Below are 16637 nucleotides of genomic sequence, written 5' to 3' on the forward strand. Positions count from 1 at the left end.
GGGAATGAAGATTATTGAACAGTCTATTACATTGGGGGAGAAAAGGAGAATAACAATGACGTTACATATAACCAATGTGAACAATGATGAAATGAAAAATTTTGTGAGAGACCATGTGTTCTATTATAACATGGATCATTTTCCAGACGAGATCAAAGGCAGATATCAAGAGATACACCTATTTCTTCAAGATGAAGAAGGTCAAGTCTATGGTGGAATCCTGGGTGAGACGTGCTGGAACTGGCTTGAGATTCATTATTTATTTGTCGAACCTAGCCTAAGAGGCCAGGGGTATGGGAGGAAACTGATTCAAGAAGTAGAGAAGATAGCTCTGGAGAAAAAATGTGATTTCATCAAAGTAGACACATTAAGCTTTCAAGCCTTGGATTTTTATAAAAAAGAAGGCTACGAGGTGTATGGCAAGATTGAAAATGCAGGAGGCTACACACATTATTATATGAAAAAAGAATTGAATTCATAAAAAATAGGTGACAAGTGCAGTTGTTAAAGCGTTCTAGTATAGAGGTGAAAAATATGAGAAAAGGTAAGTTCTTCATCATCGTTGTACTTCTATTCATATTATCAGGCACATTGAACGTATTTCAGTATGACCGAGCTAAAGAACATGAGAATTACGAAACGGCTGTCGAAATTGCCTTGAGTTATTTTAACTCACAATATAGGGTGGGAGCGCTTCACGAAAATTTAGCTTACGCAATATCTAACAACAGGTTATACATTGGTGATCGGGGCGGATCTAGCAATGTCGTGTCCAGGGATTTGCAACACTTAAGTGTGATGCACCGTGAATTAACACTACTGTACGGGCCGATCAGCTCTTACACGAATTATAATGATGTTAGTAGTTTCAGGGAGAATAGTATATTTAGTATGTATGTCGATTTTTCATTATTTTTTGAGTGCTTAGGTGTGCAGCAAGAATGGATTGTATCGGACACTGGTGGGCGGTATATCGACCTAGAAGGACTGAGTAATGAATTATATCGTGGAGTACGGATTATAGAAGAAATTACGGGTCAACTCGAATCGATCCGAAGTCGTAGCTATGAGAACCAAACGGGCAGTGATCAAGAGGCATTAGCAGATTATTTAATTCAAAGCGCAGCATACTTCAAGTCCCAAGAAGTTCAGGAGCATTATCAATCCATCCTAAAGATGAATAAAGAATTGATTGCGATAACGAGTAGTTAATTGATCCGAGCATAACATCAGTAATCTGATAGCTAGAGGATTAAGTGCGGATGAAGCCAAGCGACAATATGAGGCTGAACTCGCCTTCCCTCCGTTTTCAATCCAGATTCTTGGTTGATGTATGCACCGAATATGAAAATTTCGTTTGGTACGGTGATGAGTTTAGAATGAAGAAAAGAATTGAATGAAGGAGTTAGTTATGAACCTTCCATCTAATAGCAATCAAGAAAAACGCAGTGATTCTCAATTAAATCTGTTATATCGAGCACAAGAAATGATACCTACTAAACCGCCAGAGCCTTGGCGTAATGAAGTGGTGATCCAAGCGGCAGGTTGTATAGCTTGCGGTTGGAACTCAGATGAGAACCTAGTGTTGATTAGTAGTTCAGGCTACAGCTTGAATGATTCTGATACAGGTCTAACCATCCATAGGGATCGAGATGCCAACAACACCTATGACAGTATGAGTCCAGATCAGTTAACATTCCGTATCCCATATAATGACGAATGCATTTCTATTTTTGGATTTGACTCCGGCGATGGGAATCACGTCACTCATGACGGTTGGAGTGTGGAAGTGATCTATCCTTGGTGGCCACTAGCATCAGTCATTATAGAAAATGTATTTCACCCTAACTATAACTATCTAGAGAGTGCCACGATGATAGATTTGAATCGACTGGATGGCTCGGTTAAATGTGGTTTTTCCCCTTCTGGGAATAAGCTCGTCATTCTGGGTTCTGGTGGAGCGCTGATCTATACAAGAGAGTAATGGATTAAACAGGTCAGAGCAGAAGATTGGAGCAGGTGATGTTTACAATCGAAGTTGAAGATGTTTTTGAAGCCCAAGGTAAAGGTGGAGTGATTGCGGGTAGAATTTTGAACAAGAGTTCGATACTGAAGGTTGGAGATAATCTGATTAGTTCAGAGGATGATGGAGTCAGCATTCCCGTAAAACAAATCCAATTGATGAATTATGAAGTAGGCATACAGAATATAAAACATATAGGTATTTTAACCAATGTGTCGGTTACTAGTTTGAGAGAACATGTTGGAAAAAGGCTTCATAAGAAATAGGAAAACGAACAACATGAAGGACGTGACAAGGGTGAGAGCATATATACAGGTGAATCAGGATGGTATGTTCTACAATGTGAATGCATTTATTGCATATGAAGGCTTTGCTTCATTGGGATGGGAGATTGTTAAGTTCAAAGATATCCAAGAAGTTGATGAGAAGAATCCAGAACATATCGTTGTAGGTGGAATTGGTAATGTTAGAAAACGTCTTGAGTTATTGGGAATCGAGAGAAAGCAAGGAGAAATTGATTATCCACCGTCCTTATCCAAGTATTATGGTCGAAAAATATGGAGCACAACCATCCAAGACATTTTTGCCAATCCTCAGAATTGGAATGTATTTATTAAACCCAAGGATACAACGAAAAAGTTTGCTGGAAAAGTAGTGAGAGAATACAAAGATTTTATAGGACTTGTTGAAGAAAACGAAGATACGACCATTTGGTGTTCGGAGATTGTGGATTTCAAAACAGAGTGGCGTTGTTTTATCCGATACGGACAAATTCTTGATATTAGACAGTACAAGGGTGCATGGGATTCCACATTAGATGTAAGTGTGGTGCAACGTGCGGTTAAAGATTTTGTGGATGCGCCTGCTGCTTATGGAATGGATTTTGGTATAGATCAGTATGGACATATGAAACTGGTCGAGATAAACGATGGGCATTCTCTAGGATCATATGGGATCAGCTCGTTAAATTATGTGAAATTTCTTGCAGCTCGATGGTCAGAACTGACAGGCACTACGGACGAATTGAGACATATGTAGATTGGTAGGTGGTATGGAAGTGCAACCTGATAAACTTATTCCGATAATACAGAGGTTGGAAGAGCACGATATCATGTATTCGCTTGGTGGCAGTGGATTATTGTACTATTTGAACCTGGTTGAATCCATCAATGATTGGGACATCACGGTAAATTGCCCTAAACAGGAATTAATGAAAGTGCTCCATGGTTATGAATGTTTAGAGTTAGAAAGTGGGGATTATCCCTTTGCGAGTCAATATAGGATGAGTATTGAGACACATCATATAGACTTTATTGGTGGATTTGCCTTATATGCCGAGAAAGGAATACTTCATTTACCACTGGAGCGTATGGGAGAATGGGACGGAATTCAAATGGCAAGTCCTGAGGTGTGGTATGTAGCTTATTATTTAATGGGGCGACAATCCAAAGCAGATTTACTGTTACATTATCTTCAAAATAATGCTTGCAAAATAAACTATAGTTTAATTGAAGATCTTCTAAATAGTACTTCACTAGGTCATGAATTGAGACAATCTCTTATTTCGCTTGTTATAGAAGCTAAATCATATAAATAACTGATTGAATCGTTTGAAATTTTGCTTTGCTAAGTAAGGAGAGTGTTCATGGAACTAAAGTCATCGGATGAAATATTAAACGAGATAATAGCGCAGGTTGAAAAGATTTATGGCTGGACTACGTATCGTGCCGAACCTAATCATTTTGGATACGCCAATCTCAAATGGAAGTTACATACGGATGCAGGAATACGCTTTGTGAAGCAATATAACGCAGTACGATATTCAGATCAATTGTTGCATTCAGTTGAAACGGCATTAGGATTACAAGATAGATTACATCAAATCGGAATTCCGTGTCCTAAGATTTTCTCTGATCAAGGGCGTTATATTCAACGAACTCCATCTTGTGAACGATTCATGGTCACAAATTATTGTGATGGCTATATGGTAAACCCAGGAGAGGTAAATGTAGATCAGATGTATGATTTAGGTCAAATTACAGGTAGGCTGCATCAATGGCTCCGTTTATATGCTCCATCCAATTTTCCTTTGCATTGGCAACCAGAGTCTAAGGCATCCACGTTAGCGACTTGGGAGAAGAACTGGAATGATGCCCATACTGTAGGGGCGAATAAGTACATTTCTGCATTAAAGACACAGCGGAAAATTATAGATGGATTTAACCTCAATACGTTTCAATCGTGTGAAGAGGGTTGGGTTCATTGGGATCTATTTGTAGATAATATTTTGTTCCATTCCAATCAGGTTTCTGCCATTTTGGATTTTGATCGAATGCACTATATTTATCCGGAGTTTGATATTTCGAGAGCTATTCTATCAGGTGCTATATTAGAGAATAACATCAATGTAGAATCAACAAAGGCATTTGTAGTGGGGTATCGTGAGAGCAGTCCGTTAACTGTAGCCAAACTCATTCGATCTATCCAGTTGACGTGGTGGAAGGAAGCATCCTGGTTAAGTATTAAGTCGGAGGAACATCGAACCTTACGGAGATTTGCCCATGAGTTAATGTGGGTGAGTGATAACTGGTTTGCTCTAGAAGAGATATTTAATGAGATATAGTAGAGCATCACTAAGAAAGTAGGGAAAGCATGTACGAACTTCGTAAAGAACAATTTACCCTTGTTCTACCCTGGTTAGAAGATATTCGAAACAAAGCAGTGTATGCGTTCTCGGTTATTGAACTGATCCAAGAGGGCAGGGTGTTTGTGAATCATCTAGACAATCCGACAGCTTGTTTTATAACAAATTCAGGTGGCTTTTATTGTTTGGCTGGTAGAGAAGATGATGCCCTTTTCAATCAAGCAGTTATTTGTTATATGAACAATTCCGTGCATCACAACGGATTTTTTGCATTAGGTGTGTTTACGGATGCTTGGGAATTTGAAATAAGTAAATATACAATACATCATTCGATTCGAATTTCACGATCTTACTTCAGTTTTAATCGGGATAAATTTCTTCATACATATCCAGATACAGATATGCCACTTAATAAAGACTACGACTATATTCCTCTGAATGAACAGATTTCAAAAGAATACAGGGAGCACTTCTATCCATATTACAAGCTAGCCTGGAGTTCCAATGCCCAATTCTGTGATTTTGGAGTAGGACATTTTCTTAAATATAAACAAGACCTAGTCAGTGTGTGCACGTCACCATACATTGGAGGGGGATTTGCTGAGATTGATATCATTACAATTGAATGCTTCAAGAGAAGAGGTCTTGCAACATGGATGGGAATTGAGTTTATTAAAGATTGTCTCCATAAACAATTGACACCTAACTGGTGCTGTCATTCAGATAATGTGGAATCTAATCATCTAGCTGTTAAACTATGTTTTGACAAAATAGATGAGAGTCCCATGTATTGGTACCATAACGAGTCATGAAAGAAAAAATAGTTATAGACTCCATAGACGAATTGGTCAGCCACATCATCAATGCCGGATTAACAGATATCGACAAGAATGAGTTGATTAACCGGACCGACTCAATTGGGTTACACTTCACATTAGGAATGTATATTCGTAATCATTATGAGTTGTTCGATCCTATGACAGTACCTAATTTAATTCGAGAATACAAAATACTCAATCACATTCCTTTAAGTTATGAGGATGTAGCTGAAGAGGAAAGAGGATTTCACGAATTTATAGACAATATGAATGTCAGTGAGGATGCAATCTCTCACTTCATCGTAAATGTAGTTTGGCAAAAGTTAAAACAGCTGGATAATTGAAATGAGTAAGATCTCCATGTTTATGGATTGAATTACTCATTTCGTATGGTAAAGGGGGAAGATTCCATGAACCAAAGGATGTGTATTCTCCTTCTATTTTTACTACTGTTGGGTTGCGATACCTCGAAAACAATTGGAAACGATCTCATGGTTGAACAATATGTACTTGATCGAGGGTATGCGATTGTTCATAATGAGGGCATTGTCCATGAATACACGTTACATAAGAAACAACTGGTGGAGATGCCTTATGTTCAATATTGGAGCGTTCAGGATGTAGATCCCTTAATGTATGTTGGTGAGAAGATTAGCACAAGTAAGTTCATAGTGTCGGGTCATCCGCTAGATAATAATAGTAAGAACGAGAACCAACAAACTAATGTTTATATTATAAGTTCAGCCACGGGGATCATTGGTGGGTATAGCTATCCTGCGCACAGTGAGATGAACGACGGATGGGTATATACCATAGATGGTCAAACACTTGAGCAGCACACGGAAATATCTTATAGTGCCTGGTTAGAACAATGGCAGGATAAATATAAATAATGTTTAGTAGGAAAGAAGGTAAGTAATGAAAGACTACGCCCAGATCGTCAAAGTTTCAGAGGATGAGAAGTCCATACTAAGGCAACTTATCGAATTATATGAATACGATTTCAGTGAATTTAATGGAGCTGATGTGAACGCTCAAGGCTTCTATGGGTATAGCTATCTGGATCATTATTGGACGGAAGAGAACCGACAAGCGTACTTTGTAAAAGTTGATGGACAGTATGCAGGTTTTGTACTGGTCAATGATTTTTGCTATCTAATTCAGGATCATGCTAGATCCATTGCTGAATTTTTTATTATGCGAAAGTACCGTCGGAATGGAGTAGGCCAACAGGTTGCTAGATTGGTTTTTGATACACATAAGGGGAATTGGGAAGTTCTTCAGCATGGAAATAATGACGCTGCACAACTCTTCTGGAAACGAGTCATTCAAGAGTATACGAACGGTGACTACCGTGTGGAGGATGTGAGAACAGAGTATTGGGAAGGTAAGGGGATGGTGTTCAACACATCTGCAGAACTAGGGAAAGGCGACGATTAGAATGGGACTCGACTATCGTTATGTGCTTGTTATTCAAGAAAATCAGCAAGCAGAGTTGCTGAAGTATGTCAGTGAACATGGAGTTATTAATGGGACAGATTGCTTATCCATATGTGTTGAGGTAGATTCTTCTGTTCTGAAATATGTAGAAGGTGGGTTCGGTTGGAAGCCTAAGGATGATCAAGATGAGGTTAAGCATTATTTCAATGCAGATCACCAAGCCCAAATAGGTTGTATCTATTATTCTATTGAGAAGATGGATACGAACTGCAATGAGCTCATCGTTAGTTTCACCGCAGCAACAACGGATATGAGTCTATTATTTGAAGATTCGAAGGTAGTACAAAAATGGTTTATCGCCTTAAGTCAATATCTCGATGCTCGAATTGCTTACTTAGATATGGAATCTGAGGGACATAGAATCCTCTATCTGAATGGCAGTGAAACATGGTTGGAATTTAAGGGTGAAGGTTTCTTTTACATGAAAAAAGAGAACTACCTCAGCATTATGGATGAGTTTAGTATGCATCTCCCGGGTATGCTCCGCTCTTATGTAGAGAACAATTACAAGTTTGAAAAGAAGTATTCAATCGTCATGAGTAAAGATCATGTTGACCAGTTGTATCACTATATTGAGCAGCATGGGCATTGGGACCAGGAACAGAATCAGCTTGGGCTGAAGGTAGATGTAGACTCTACCATACTCAAATATCTGGAAGATGTTCACGGGGAAAGGGAATATGGTATATCTCAAGGGGTGATCCCCCGTTTCCGCAAAGAACTCGTCTATAAATACATCGATTCCAATCATCAAGTGCAGTTAAGTGCAATTGAATGTACTCAAGAACTCGTACCTGAGGATGAAGAGAACATCGTTGTACATTTTACACCAAAGAAATGGCAAGTGGATCAATTGTTTGAACAATCCCTGTCCATTCGCCAATGGTTTGTAAATCTCAGTCTCGCCGTTTCAGCCAAGATGACTTTCCAAACTTTATGGCTAGATGGATATGCTCATCGAATCATTGTTTATGAAGGTGAAGAGACGGATGTTGCATTCACAGGACATTACGATCTAGAGGTTGAAACTTTCAATGGGATCTACAACGCACTGGCTAATGTAATCAAGCATTTCCATGACTAACAGTGGCGACAACCAAATAAGATAATGAGTTGGAAGAAGGCGGTGAAGTACTCATTAACAGTCTGTTGAATCCAATTAGATCGGTGCAACCAGCAACAACTAAGAAAAAAGTGGTTTCTATCCTGTATACAATCCTGTTGGGCGTTATTATGGGTTTAACAGCCAAGCTTGTTGATGCACCAGGAATTAATCCGATATTTGACGATATCGGTGGACGTCTTGGCATATGGGTATTCGTAGCAACGCTGTTATCGGTGTTCAGTTATTCTCCTCGCGTGGCAGCAGTTAAAGTCTTTGCATTCTTCGGCTCTATGCTTACGGTGTATTATATTTATACCGTATGGATTCTACACTTTTTTCCAGAAAGGGAAATGCTATTCTGGGGAATATGCATGGTGATCTCTCCGCTTTGTGCCTATCTAATGTGGTATGCACGTGGTCATGGTTTATTTTCAACAATCATCGCTTCTTTTCCGATCACCGTTATATTATCCGAGGGATATCAATTGCGCTACGCTTATCTCCCTATTCACACACACTACTACTTAATTCCATTTCTAATGGGAATCTATCTGATCATGATCGCTGTATTACTATTACTCATTCCAAAGGACAAAAAGAAAGGAATTTTAATCCTAACTTTGACTATAATCTTATCCAGTATCTTTATCTATTTTAATGTGTTAGGAAGGATATTTGGTGGAATGAATGGATTTTTATGAAGAGTGATGATTTGGTAGACCCAAAATATGTGTGCGGCGTATGGTTGGAGAATGGAATTTTGGCACGGTATATTAAACAAAACCTGGGTCTGGAGCATTGTGATTATAAACCGGATTTAGCCATGCTAAAAATGATGTATACATGGACAAGTAACTTTGAACATAATAGGCCTGCTTTTGAAGCGAAGTTGAATCTCTACAGTCATAAAGTTACGAGAGTCACGAATAGTGAGGCATTAGATAAGGTACTGCGGAATGAAAGAGTCGTAGAAGACAGTGAAGGAGTTATACATGGATGATCTAAAAGTAAAGGCATATAAGAGTATTTTATTTCAAGCATTGCTGGACATCAGACAGCTTTCTGGAGGAATCGTATGGGACGGGCAACTAGAACCGGAAGAGGGAGTACAGCAATCTACGGAAAATGTAGTTCAACATGCTCAGGAAATTTTCCATATCAGCAATGCTTATCACAACTTAGCCGATGCATTGATTGATGATTTAGCTCATTTTAATGAAGAGAATTTTTGGAATCAGATTGATCATTTAAGCAACACCTTTGCAAGCTTCAAGCATTATAAGTTGTTGTATGAACAATATTTGATGAAGCAAAAATGATAGTTTAGGAGGTTTCGGTATGCGTAACTTACCCACAGTGACACTTGAGCGACTCTTATTACGTCCGTTCCAGCTGCATGATGCAGATTCCGTTCAACAGTTAGCAGGGGATCCTTATATCGCGGAAATGACACTCTATATCCCTCATCCGTATGAGTATGGTGTGGCTGAGGAATGGATTCGCACACATCATGATCAATTTATTGAAGGAAAATCAGTTACATTAGCTATTGTACACAAAGAGGAATCATATCTAATTGGTGCAATAACGATAGCGCTCCATACTAAGTTTAATCACGGTGAACTGGCGTATTGGATTGGTGTTCCATTTATGAATAATGGCTATAGTACAGAAGCGGCCAGAGGCGTGATGGGGTATGCGTTTGACGAATTAAAGTTAAATCGTGTGTACGCTCGTCACCTAGGTAAGAATCCAGCTTCAGGTAAAGTGATGGAGAAATTGGGCATGAAGTTTGAAGGATGCTTAAGGCAACATGTTACAAAGGGAGATACGTATGAGGATCTCGCATATTATGGTCTACTTCAAGAGGAGTATCTGACCGAAAGGAGATCAATATGAAGCTTTATCATTTTAGTGAAGAATCTGATATTACATTATTTGAACCAAGAACGATTTATAATCAGACGGATGCCAAAGTGTGGACAATTGATGCGGATCATGCTGCACATTATTTTTTCCCAAGAGAGTGTCCGAGAGTGTGTGTATGGTCTAAGGAAGATGCAGAAGAACTCATTTTAGCTCGGGAATTAGGCTTAACTTCCACCAAACGTATGATTGCGATTGAATCGGATTGGTATGACCGGGTGCGCGAAGGACAGATCTATAGATATACTTTCGAGGATGAGCGTTTTGAGTTAGAAAACGAAGATGCAGGTTATTACACTTCGAAATGTACAGTTCAACCAATCGCTGTGGAACGCATGGATGATTTAATCGGTGCAATTTTAAAAGAGGATATTGAGTTCAGAGTCATGCCTTCACTGATGCCTTTGAAACAAAAAGTGCTTGAGTCGAATGTACAATTTTCGATGATACGAATGAGAAATGCAAAGGAGTGATTACGAATCGTTAACTTTCCAAGGATTGAAACGGATCGATTAGTACTGCGAGAACTGACTATGTCGGACGTTCAAGCGGTGTTCCAGCATTTCTCGGATGCAACGGTGACTCAATTCATGGATATTGAGCCTTGTGTGAGCCTTACTGAAGCAGAAGAGATCATCCAATTTCATATTGACGATTCAGGTTGTAGATATAGTCTGTTTCATAAGCTGAACCAGAAGCTTGTAGGCACGTGTGGGTTCCATTGTTGGAATCAAGGGCAGCCTTCCAAAGCGGAGATTGGCTTCGATTTGTCTGCATCCTATTGGGGTCAAGGTCTAATGTATGAAGCACTGACCGAGGTCGTCAAAATCGGCTTTGACCTCATGAAAGTTGATTATATTGAGGCAACGGTGGAGCAAGAAAATGCTCGATCCATTAGACTCCTGCAGAAGATGAATTTTCATAAACATGATGAGCTTGTTGACAAGCTACTCTATTATACGTTAACTATGAAAGAAGCAGCAGGTACTTCGTAGCACACGAATCTAATAAAAAAGGAACAGGTGAAAGTTATGAACTCGCCCAATATCACATTACGACGTATTACAAAAGAAAATGAATTAGCTTGTATAGCTCTCAAACCGCGAGAAGATCAATTATCACTCGTTGCTACTAACGCTGATTCACTTGTACATGCGGTAAAAGAGGTTACTTCGATACCTCACGGAATCTATGCAGATGATCTTATGGTCGGGTTTGTCCTATTTGACAACGAAATGTATTCAGATGGATACTATTGGATTTTGCGGCTGATGATTGACGAAAAATATCAGGGGCAGGGTTATGGTAGAAGTGCGATCAAGGAAATTATGAATCAATTGAAAGATAGAACGGATTGTAGACAAATTAGAGTGTCACATGTGCCTCACAATACAGTAGCTAATCGCTTATACAAGCGGTGTGGATTTCAAGAAACAGGTGAGTTTGAAGACAATGGAGACATCATTTTGAGCTATTCATTTGAGGTGAATGGACATGGTGATTAGAACAGTTTCGCTATGTCTAATTCGTAAAGGGGATAACATTTTAGTTCAGGAAATCGTTGATCCAGTTGTTAAGCAAACCTTCTATAGACCCATTGGCGGAACCGTAGAGTATGGTGAGAACAGCAAAGATACAATTATCCGAGAAGTAAAGGAAGAAATAGATGCGGAGATCAAAGAGCCAAAGTTGCTGTTCGTTATCGAAAATATTTTTGCATACTTAGATAATGTAGGACATGAAGTTGATTTTATATATGAAGCGGAATTAGTTGATCGAAGTTTGTACGATAATAATGAAATTCAAGGCATAGAAGGGACTACTCCGTTTAAAGCGGTATGGAAATCGATCCATGAACTCTCATCACTTACGTCACATGCACAAGCGAAACTTGTCCCCGATGGGTTGTTAGATTTACTGTTATCGGGTACCTCGGATCCAAGAAATACTGTTGAACATTATAGAAGTAGCTCAATAAGGACTTAACCAGATTATAAACGAATATGTGTTAACTGCATTTTCGACTATGGCTAACGGTGTATCCATACGATATTTAACCAACACAAGTGATTGGGTTTCATATATAATGAAACTGTATTCCAACATACATATACTATCAATCGCGAGGAGCACCACACACATGCCAACCATCTATGATTTTACTGTGACCAAAACGAGCGGGGAACGTTTCCCACTCTATCAATATGAGGGTAAGCCTGTGTTGATCGTGAATACAGCAAGCAAATGTAAGTATACCCATCAGTTTGATGATATGCAGAAGCTGTTTGATCAGTACAAAGATCAGGGCTTACAAATTATTGGTTTTCCTTGTAATCAGTTTGCAGAACAAGAGCCGGGAAGTAGTGCAGAAGCAGAATCCTTCTGTCAGATTAATTATGGTGTGAAGTTCCCGATGTTCTCCAAAATGGACGTGAACGGTGAAGCGGCTCATCCATTGTATGACTTCCTCAAAAAGTCGGGACCATTCGCAGGTTTTGATGAGACAGATGTGCAAGCGAAGTTGCTGAAGCTAATGGTTGCGGATAAGGCTCCAGAGTGGCTACATGGAGATGCGATCAAATGGAATTTCACTAAATTCCTGATTGATAGCGAGGGTCGTGTTGTTAAACGTTTTGAGCCGATTGATTCCATAACTGATATCCAGACTAGCATTGAGCAACTTCTGTAATTGGACAAGGGGCAGAGTGCGTTAGCATTAGTTTATAATACATGCTGTTCCATAGAGGCCATGACACGTAACGTATTCATTATATGTGTTCATGGCTTCTGTTCGCTGTAAGGAACCAAAACCTCTCTCCAACAGGAGGTATTATTGATGCCACGAATGATGCATTTTACGAACCCGCTTGAATATAGTTATCGCTCTACCAGTTTATTTAACGTGGGGAAGTCGGATGGATTCCATGCGCACGCTCAGTATGAGATCTATTATTTTCACGCTGGGGAGTGCACGTACATCATTGGAGATCGTGTCTATGTGCTAGCGCCGGGAGACTTAGTTCTAATGCATGGCATGACGCTCCACAGACCCCATCCTATTGCGGGTAAACGCTATGAACGAACGACGCTGCACTTCGATCCCTCGGCAGTTCGCAGCCATTTACATCCAGATCGAATGGATGAAGTGCTTCAGCCTTTTGAGGAGTTAGGGAATTGCCGTATTAATCTAAAAGGGGAAACCCGAGCAGAGTTTGAACAATTGTTATTGCAGCTTCATCAACTTTCATTGCTTTCAAGCTCCTTCGTACAGGAACGGTTGAACATTCGATTATGCGAACTCTTATATGTTATTGCTGGCATCTGTCAGGGTAATCTGGAGGAGCATCGCCCTTCTTCGGATAAAGAACGACATGTTCAACATATCATTCGATATGTAGACATGCATTATATGCATGATATTAGTCTAGATGATCTGGCGAATGAGCTTCATTTATCGAAGCCTTATATGGCGGGTTTGTTCAAGGAAACGACAGGCAGTACGATCTTTAAATATCTGTACGACCGCCGGATCAACCAGGCAAAGGTATTATTCCAATTTCAACCCGGCATTAGTGTAACCGAAGCTGCACGACTGTCTGGGTTCAAGCGCTTGTCTCACTTTAGTCGTATCTTCAAACAAAGTGTAGGTTGTGGCCCGGATCTGTACCGGACTCGTTTACATCAGTGACATAGTTAAGGTCGGTCAGCTTATGCTGGTCGGCTTTTTTTTGTTATAGATGATGATGCTCACTAAGCTGCAGATACGCGATTGCATTTGTTTAGAAGACAAGCAGAAAAGGTAAAGAAAGGATAAAGAGAAGATCAGCATCTCAATTCGAAGGAGGCGTTTAGAATGGAAAACAACAAAGTGGGCGATACTACATCATCGAAACAGAAATACACGAGAGACCATCCAGAGCAGTATGCCACCGAAAAGGAAAGTTTGTTCGATAAATATGAAGAGGAACAGACGGTAGATCCGATTCCGATGGAGGATCTGAATATGGAGAAGCAGGAAGAGAAACGCAAGGATCAGACGAAGAGCAATTCGTCCACAGAAGAAAAATACCGCGCAGATTATCGGAAATCGTAAGGTTTTGATGGATGTTATAGCTTCGAGAATATGCATTGTATTGTAATGAGGGATCACAGAGTTTGTATATTTAGTGAAAATAAAATAGTTTATTGACTAATGTTTGTTACTATATTATAGTTACTAATGTTGGTATGATGAATGACAAATTTAGGAGGCGAATGTGTAATGTCTACAACTTTCTTTGACGCATTGAAAAACAGAAGATCTTATTATGGAATCAGTAAAGAATCCACTATCTCGGATGCTAAAATCCAAGAGATCGTAGAAGAAGCGGTGAAATACACGCCAACTTCATTCAACTCACAAACATCCCGCGCAGTGGTATTGCTGGGCGAGCAACATGATAAATTGTGGAATCACACAGAAGAAATTTTGCGTGAGGTTGTAGGTAACGAAGAAGCATTCAAATCTACAGCTGAGAAAATGGCAGGATTCCGTAGCGGTTATGGTACGGTTCTGTTCTTCGAAGACAACAACGTAATCGCACAACTTCAACAGAACTTTGCAGCTTATGCGGATAACTTCCCAATCTGGGCTAACCAATCCAACGGTATGTTGCAACTGGTGATCTGGACAGCATTGGAACAAGAAGGATTGGGCGCTTCTCTGCAACACTACAATCCACTGATCGATGAGAAAGTTAAACAAGAGTGGAACATTCCAGAAAACTGGAGACTGATTGCTCAGATGCCATTTGGTAAACCGACAGCTACACCAGGTGAGAAGGAATTCCAACCGATTGAAGAGCGTGTAAAAGTACACAAATAAGCTACATTACTTTTAGCTGCTTTCAATCCAATTCCCAACATTTAACCACATACGGCCTCGCTTCAATTTGGTACGATGATCTATGATCGTACTCCAATGAAGCGAGGCTTTTTAATTTGATAAATGGAAAAAAGAAATTAACCTATAAACGGATATTAACGCTGGTATTGAGTGGAGTGGTTCTACTTGGCTCGGTGACGAGCTACAACATTAACGCGGCTCAAGCTGCGGGTGCTACGCAGCAATTTCAAGACATCAGTAATAGTTATGCTCGTGTTGCTATTATGAATCTAGTAAACAAGGGAATCGCCGCGGGTACCACCGACCGTACTTTTGAGCCTAAGAAAGCAGTGACCCGAGCAGAGTTTGCCACTTTTGCGGTTAGAGTACTGGGATTGAAGCCAGTGAAAAACAATCTAAATCCTTATCAGGATACGAGTTCAAATGCTTGGTATTATGGCAATATCTCTGCGATGACAAACCTTAATATTATGGAAGGAAAGGGTCAGGGGATATTTCAACCTAATGCCAACATTACGAGAGAGGAAGCAGCAACACTACTCGTAAGAATGCTGAAGCAACAGGCAGGCTCTACAGGAATACTTCCTTATACTTATGCAGATGCATCTCTTATATCAAGTTGGGCCAAACCTTATGTACAAGCAGTCTACCAATTAGGTTTAATGCGAGGCAGTGATGGATACTTCCGACCACACGATCAGGTGACTAGAGAAGAAGCGGCGGTTATGCTTGATGCGATTCTGCAGAATAAAGCATGGTCTGAGCAGCTGCAAACACCAGATCAATTGGGGATTCAACTTGGCTGGCAATATGACTCAACGACAGCAGAATTTAAGCAACAGGTGCAACAATCGGAAGTGAACACACTCGTGCCGCGATGGTTCTTCCTGAATAGCAGTATGCAGGTGACCGACCATACCGATTCAACATTGTTAACGTGGGCAAGGTCTACGGGACGGGAGGTATGGCCTCTTCTGGGGAACCGTTCGAATCCGACACTGACCCATCAGATGTTATCTAGTGCTACGAATCGAGCTAATGTGATATCCCAGGTGGTTGCTTATGTGAAAAAATATGATTTACATGGCATTAATGTGGATTTTGAAAATGTACAGCCTGCCGACCGAGAGGGGTTGACTTCGTTTGTCACATCCCTGGCGGCATCTCTACATGCCATAGGTGCGGTTATATCTGTGGATGTGTCCCCTAATCTCGGAACCGATTGGACAGCGGCATTTGATTACGCTAGGTTAGGGGCAGTATCTGATTATATGGTGCTGATGGGATATGAAGAGCATTGGAATGGTGACCCCATTGCTGGTTCGGTTGCATCGCTATCATGGGTAGAACAAGGATTAGACACCATGCTTACTGATGTTGTACGCTCCAAAGTAATATTGGCACTTCCGCTCTACACACGGGATTGGTCATCACGGAACCCGGCTACAAGTTCATGGGATATTACGCTCGGGGAGCAAGGCATGCGAGCCAAGGCCCAAGGCTCTGTGAGACAATGGAATGCTAGTTTGGCACAGTATGTTATTGGTTATTCAAGCAGCGGTATTCCACGATATATCTGGGCAGAAGATAGCCGATCTTTAACTGCGAAAGTGAGGATGAGCACAGCAAGGAATATTGCTGGTTTAGCGTACTGGTATATGGGTGGAGAAACCTCAGATGTATGGAACGCCATCTCGAATGCTAATCGCTTTGAGTCATATGTATTTTGAATATCT

Annotated in this window: 25 protein-coding genes; all 25 read left to right on the forward strand. The window is 40.3% G+C overall.

The annotated features are described in order from the left end of the window. The first annotated feature begins 55 nt into the window (after positions 1 to 55). Complete coding sequence (locus V6W81_RS12010; protein WP_338543373.1) at positions 56 to 481, forward strand: GNAT family N-acetyltransferase; 426 nt, start codon at positions 56 to 58, stop codon at positions 479 to 481. Positions 482 to 534: 53 nt separating this feature from the next. Further along, entirely contained in the window at positions 535 to 1212 is a 678-nt protein-coding gene (locus V6W81_RS12015) for a hypothetical protein (protein ID WP_338543375.1), read from the forward strand. A 199-nt stretch (positions 1213 to 1411) separates the two neighbouring features. After that, positions 1412 to 1984 (forward strand): hypothetical protein, encoded by a 573-nt coding sequence (locus V6W81_RS12020; protein ID WP_338543377.1) that lies wholly within the window; start codon positions 1412 to 1414, stop codon positions 1982 to 1984. 38 nt (positions 1985 to 2022) lie between these two features. Next, on the forward strand, positions 2023 to 2289 hold the full coding sequence (locus V6W81_RS12025) for a hypothetical protein (protein WP_338543379.1): 267 nt from the start codon (positions 2023 to 2025) through the stop codon (positions 2287 to 2289). A 31-nt stretch (positions 2290 to 2320) separates the two neighbouring features. Then, entirely contained in the window at positions 2321 to 3061 is a 741-nt protein-coding gene (locus tag V6W81_RS12030) for an ATP-grasp domain-containing protein (RefSeq protein ID WP_338543380.1), read from the forward strand. A gap of 19 nt (positions 3062 to 3080) precedes the next feature. Further along, complete coding sequence (locus V6W81_RS12035; protein WP_145048248.1) at positions 3081 to 3620, forward strand: hypothetical protein; 540 nt, start codon at positions 3081 to 3083, stop codon at positions 3618 to 3620. 48 nt (positions 3621 to 3668) lie between these two features. Then, a complete protein-coding gene (locus V6W81_RS12040; protein ID WP_338543381.1) occupies positions 3669 to 4646 on the forward strand; it encodes a phosphotransferase in 978 nt (325 codons plus the stop codon). 29 nt (positions 4647 to 4675) lie between these two features. After that, positions 4676 to 5479 carry a GNAT family N-acetyltransferase gene (locus V6W81_RS12045; RefSeq protein ID WP_338543383.1) on the forward strand — a complete coding sequence of 268 codons (804 nt, stop codon included), beginning with the start codon at positions 4676 to 4678 and terminating at the stop codon, positions 5477 to 5479. Further along, entirely contained in the window at positions 5476 to 5829 is a 354-nt protein-coding gene (locus V6W81_RS12050; protein WP_338543384.1) for a hypothetical protein, read from the forward strand. The genes V6W81_RS12045 and V6W81_RS12050 overlap by 4 nt, the downstream gene beginning before the upstream one ends. Positions 5830 to 5895: 66 nt before the next feature. Further along, a complete protein-coding gene (locus V6W81_RS12055) occupies positions 5896 to 6378 on the forward strand; it encodes a hypothetical protein (RefSeq protein ID WP_338543386.1) in 483 nt (160 codons plus the stop codon). A 25-nt stretch (positions 6379 to 6403) separates the two neighbouring features. Continuing rightward, positions 6404 to 6925 (forward strand): GNAT family N-acetyltransferase, encoded by a 522-nt coding sequence (locus V6W81_RS12060; protein ID WP_338543388.1) that lies wholly within the window; start codon positions 6404 to 6406, stop codon positions 6923 to 6925. A gap of 1 nt (position 6926) precedes the next feature. After that, entirely contained in the window at positions 6927 to 8069 is a 1143-nt protein-coding gene (locus V6W81_RS12065) for a hypothetical protein (protein ID WP_338543390.1), read from the forward strand. A 29-nt stretch (positions 8070 to 8098) separates the two neighbouring features. Continuing rightward, positions 8099 to 8791, forward strand: coding sequence for a hypothetical protein (locus tag V6W81_RS12070; protein WP_338543392.1), 693 nt, complete (start codon positions 8099 to 8101; stop codon positions 8789 to 8791). Continuing rightward, entirely contained in the window at positions 8788 to 9090 is a 303-nt protein-coding gene (locus V6W81_RS12075) for a hypothetical protein (RefSeq protein WP_338543394.1), read from the forward strand. Before V6W81_RS12070 ends, V6W81_RS12075 begins: the two co-directional genes overlap by 4 nt. Next, the gene (locus V6W81_RS12080) at positions 9083 to 9409 is read left to right on the forward strand and encodes a hypothetical protein (protein ID WP_338543396.1); all 327 of its coding nucleotides are present in this window, start codon (positions 9083 to 9085) and stop codon (positions 9407 to 9409) included. Before V6W81_RS12075 ends, V6W81_RS12080 begins: the two co-directional genes overlap by 8 nt. A 19-nt stretch (positions 9410 to 9428) precedes the next feature. After that, positions 9429 to 9989, forward strand: a complete 561-nt coding sequence (locus tag V6W81_RS12085; protein ID WP_338543398.1) for a GNAT family N-acetyltransferase — start codon at positions 9429 to 9431, stop codon at positions 9987 to 9989. Further along, on the forward strand, positions 9986 to 10489 hold the full coding sequence (locus V6W81_RS12090; protein ID WP_338543400.1) for a DUF6886 family protein: 504 nt from the start codon (positions 9986 to 9988) through the stop codon (positions 10487 to 10489). The genes V6W81_RS12085 and V6W81_RS12090 overlap by 4 nt, the downstream gene beginning before the upstream one ends. Before the next feature lie 45 nt (positions 10490 to 10534). Continuing rightward, on the forward strand, positions 10535 to 11011 hold the full coding sequence (locus V6W81_RS12095; protein WP_338543988.1) for a GNAT family N-acetyltransferase: 477 nt from the start codon (positions 10535 to 10537) through the stop codon (positions 11009 to 11011). 36 nt (positions 11012 to 11047) lie between these two features. Then, positions 11048 to 11521: a GNAT family N-acetyltransferase gene (locus tag V6W81_RS12100; protein ID WP_338543402.1), complete on the forward strand. Its 474-nt coding sequence runs from the start codon at positions 11048 to 11050 to the stop codon at positions 11519 to 11521. After that, on the forward strand, positions 11511 to 12002 hold the full coding sequence (locus tag V6W81_RS12105) for an NUDIX hydrolase (protein ID WP_186380936.1): 492 nt from the start codon (positions 11511 to 11513) through the stop codon (positions 12000 to 12002). The genes V6W81_RS12100 and V6W81_RS12105 overlap by 11 nt, the downstream gene beginning before the upstream one ends. Positions 12003 to 12156: 154 nt before the next feature. Beyond that, entirely contained in the window at positions 12157 to 12705 is a 549-nt protein-coding gene (locus V6W81_RS12110; RefSeq protein ID WP_338543404.1) for a glutathione peroxidase, read from the forward strand. Positions 12706 to 12852: 147 nt separating this feature from the next. Next, positions 12853 to 13704 (forward strand): AraC family transcriptional regulator, encoded by an 852-nt coding sequence (locus V6W81_RS12115; protein WP_145048274.1) that lies wholly within the window; start codon positions 12853 to 12855, stop codon positions 13702 to 13704. A 165-nt stretch (positions 13705 to 13869) separates the two neighbouring features. Further along, positions 13870 to 14109, forward strand: coding sequence for a hypothetical protein (locus tag V6W81_RS12120; RefSeq protein ID WP_145048276.1), 240 nt, complete (start codon positions 13870 to 13872; stop codon positions 14107 to 14109). Positions 14110 to 14277: 168 nt separating this feature from the next. Then, positions 14278 to 14880: a nitroreductase family protein gene (locus V6W81_RS12125; RefSeq protein ID WP_128101566.1), complete on the forward strand. Its 603-nt coding sequence runs from the start codon at positions 14278 to 14280 to the stop codon at positions 14878 to 14880. A 116-nt stretch (positions 14881 to 14996) separates the two neighbouring features. Beyond that, positions 14997 to 16631 (forward strand): S-layer homology domain-containing protein, encoded by a 1635-nt coding sequence (locus V6W81_RS12130; protein ID WP_338543408.1) that lies wholly within the window; start codon positions 14997 to 14999, stop codon positions 16629 to 16631. The last annotated feature ends 6 nt before the right edge of the window (positions 16632 to 16637 follow it).

The organism is Paenibacillus tundrae (genome assembly GCF_036884255.1).
In the GTDB taxonomy this organism is placed as follows: domain Bacteria; phylum Bacillota; class Bacilli; order Paenibacillales; family Paenibacillaceae; genus Paenibacillus.

Bases quoted from the DNA above. Each gene is read 5' to 3' on its own strand.
- V6W81_RS12010 (WP_338543373.1), top strand. From the start codon at position 56: ATGACGTTACATATAACCAATGTGAACAATGATGAAATGAAAAATTTT.
- V6W81_RS12015 (WP_338543375.1), top strand. From the start codon at position 535: ATGAGAAAAGGTAAGTTCTTCATCATCGTTGTACTTCTATTCATATTA.
- V6W81_RS12020 (WP_338543377.1), top strand. From the start codon at position 1,412: ATGAACCTTCCATCTAATAGCAATCAAGAAAAACGCAGTGATTCTCAA.
- V6W81_RS12025 (WP_338543379.1), top strand. From the start codon at position 2,023: ATGTTTACAATCGAAGTTGAAGATGTTTTTGAAGCCCAAGGTAAAGGT.
- V6W81_RS12040 (WP_338543381.1), top strand. From the start codon at position 3,669: ATGGAACTAAAGTCATCGGATGAAATATTAAACGAGATAATAGCGCAG.
- V6W81_RS12045 (WP_338543383.1), top strand. From the start codon at position 4,676: ATGTACGAACTTCGTAAAGAACAATTTACCCTTGTTCTACCCTGGTTA.
- V6W81_RS12050 (WP_338543384.1), top strand. From the start codon at position 5,476: ATGAAAGAAAAAATAGTTATAGACTCCATAGACGAATTGGTCAGCCAC.
- V6W81_RS12055 (WP_338543386.1), top strand. From the start codon at position 5,896: ATGAACCAAAGGATGTGTATTCTCCTTCTATTTTTACTACTGTTGGGT.
- V6W81_RS12060 (WP_338543388.1), top strand. From the start codon at position 6,404: ATGAAAGACTACGCCCAGATCGTCAAAGTTTCAGAGGATGAGAAGTCC.
- V6W81_RS12065 (WP_338543390.1), top strand. From the start codon at position 6,927: ATGGGACTCGACTATCGTTATGTGCTTGTTATTCAAGAAAATCAGCAA.
- V6W81_RS12075 (WP_338543394.1), top strand. From the start codon at position 8,788: ATGAAGAGTGATGATTTGGTAGACCCAAAATATGTGTGCGGCGTATGG.
- V6W81_RS12080 (WP_338543396.1), top strand. From the start codon at position 9,083: ATGGATGATCTAAAAGTAAAGGCATATAAGAGTATTTTATTTCAAGCA.
- V6W81_RS12085 (WP_338543398.1), top strand. From the start codon at position 9,429: ATGCGTAACTTACCCACAGTGACACTTGAGCGACTCTTATTACGTCCG.
- V6W81_RS12090 (WP_338543400.1), top strand. From the start codon at position 9,986: ATGAAGCTTTATCATTTTAGTGAAGAATCTGATATTACATTATTTGAA.
- V6W81_RS12100 (WP_338543402.1), top strand. From the start codon at position 11,048: ATGAACTCGCCCAATATCACATTACGACGTATTACAAAAGAAAATGAA.
- V6W81_RS12105 (WP_186380936.1), top strand. From the start codon at position 11,511: ATGGTGATTAGAACAGTTTCGCTATGTCTAATTCGTAAAGGGGATAAC.
- V6W81_RS12110 (WP_338543404.1), top strand. From the start codon at position 12,157: ATGCCAACCATCTATGATTTTACTGTGACCAAAACGAGCGGGGAACGT.
- V6W81_RS12115 (WP_145048274.1), top strand. From the start codon at position 12,853: ATGCCACGAATGATGCATTTTACGAACCCGCTTGAATATAGTTATCGC.
- V6W81_RS12120 (WP_145048276.1), top strand. From the start codon at position 13,870: ATGGAAAACAACAAAGTGGGCGATACTACATCATCGAAACAGAAATAC.
- V6W81_RS12125 (WP_128101566.1), top strand. From the start codon at position 14,278: ATGTCTACAACTTTCTTTGACGCATTGAAAAACAGAAGATCTTATTAT.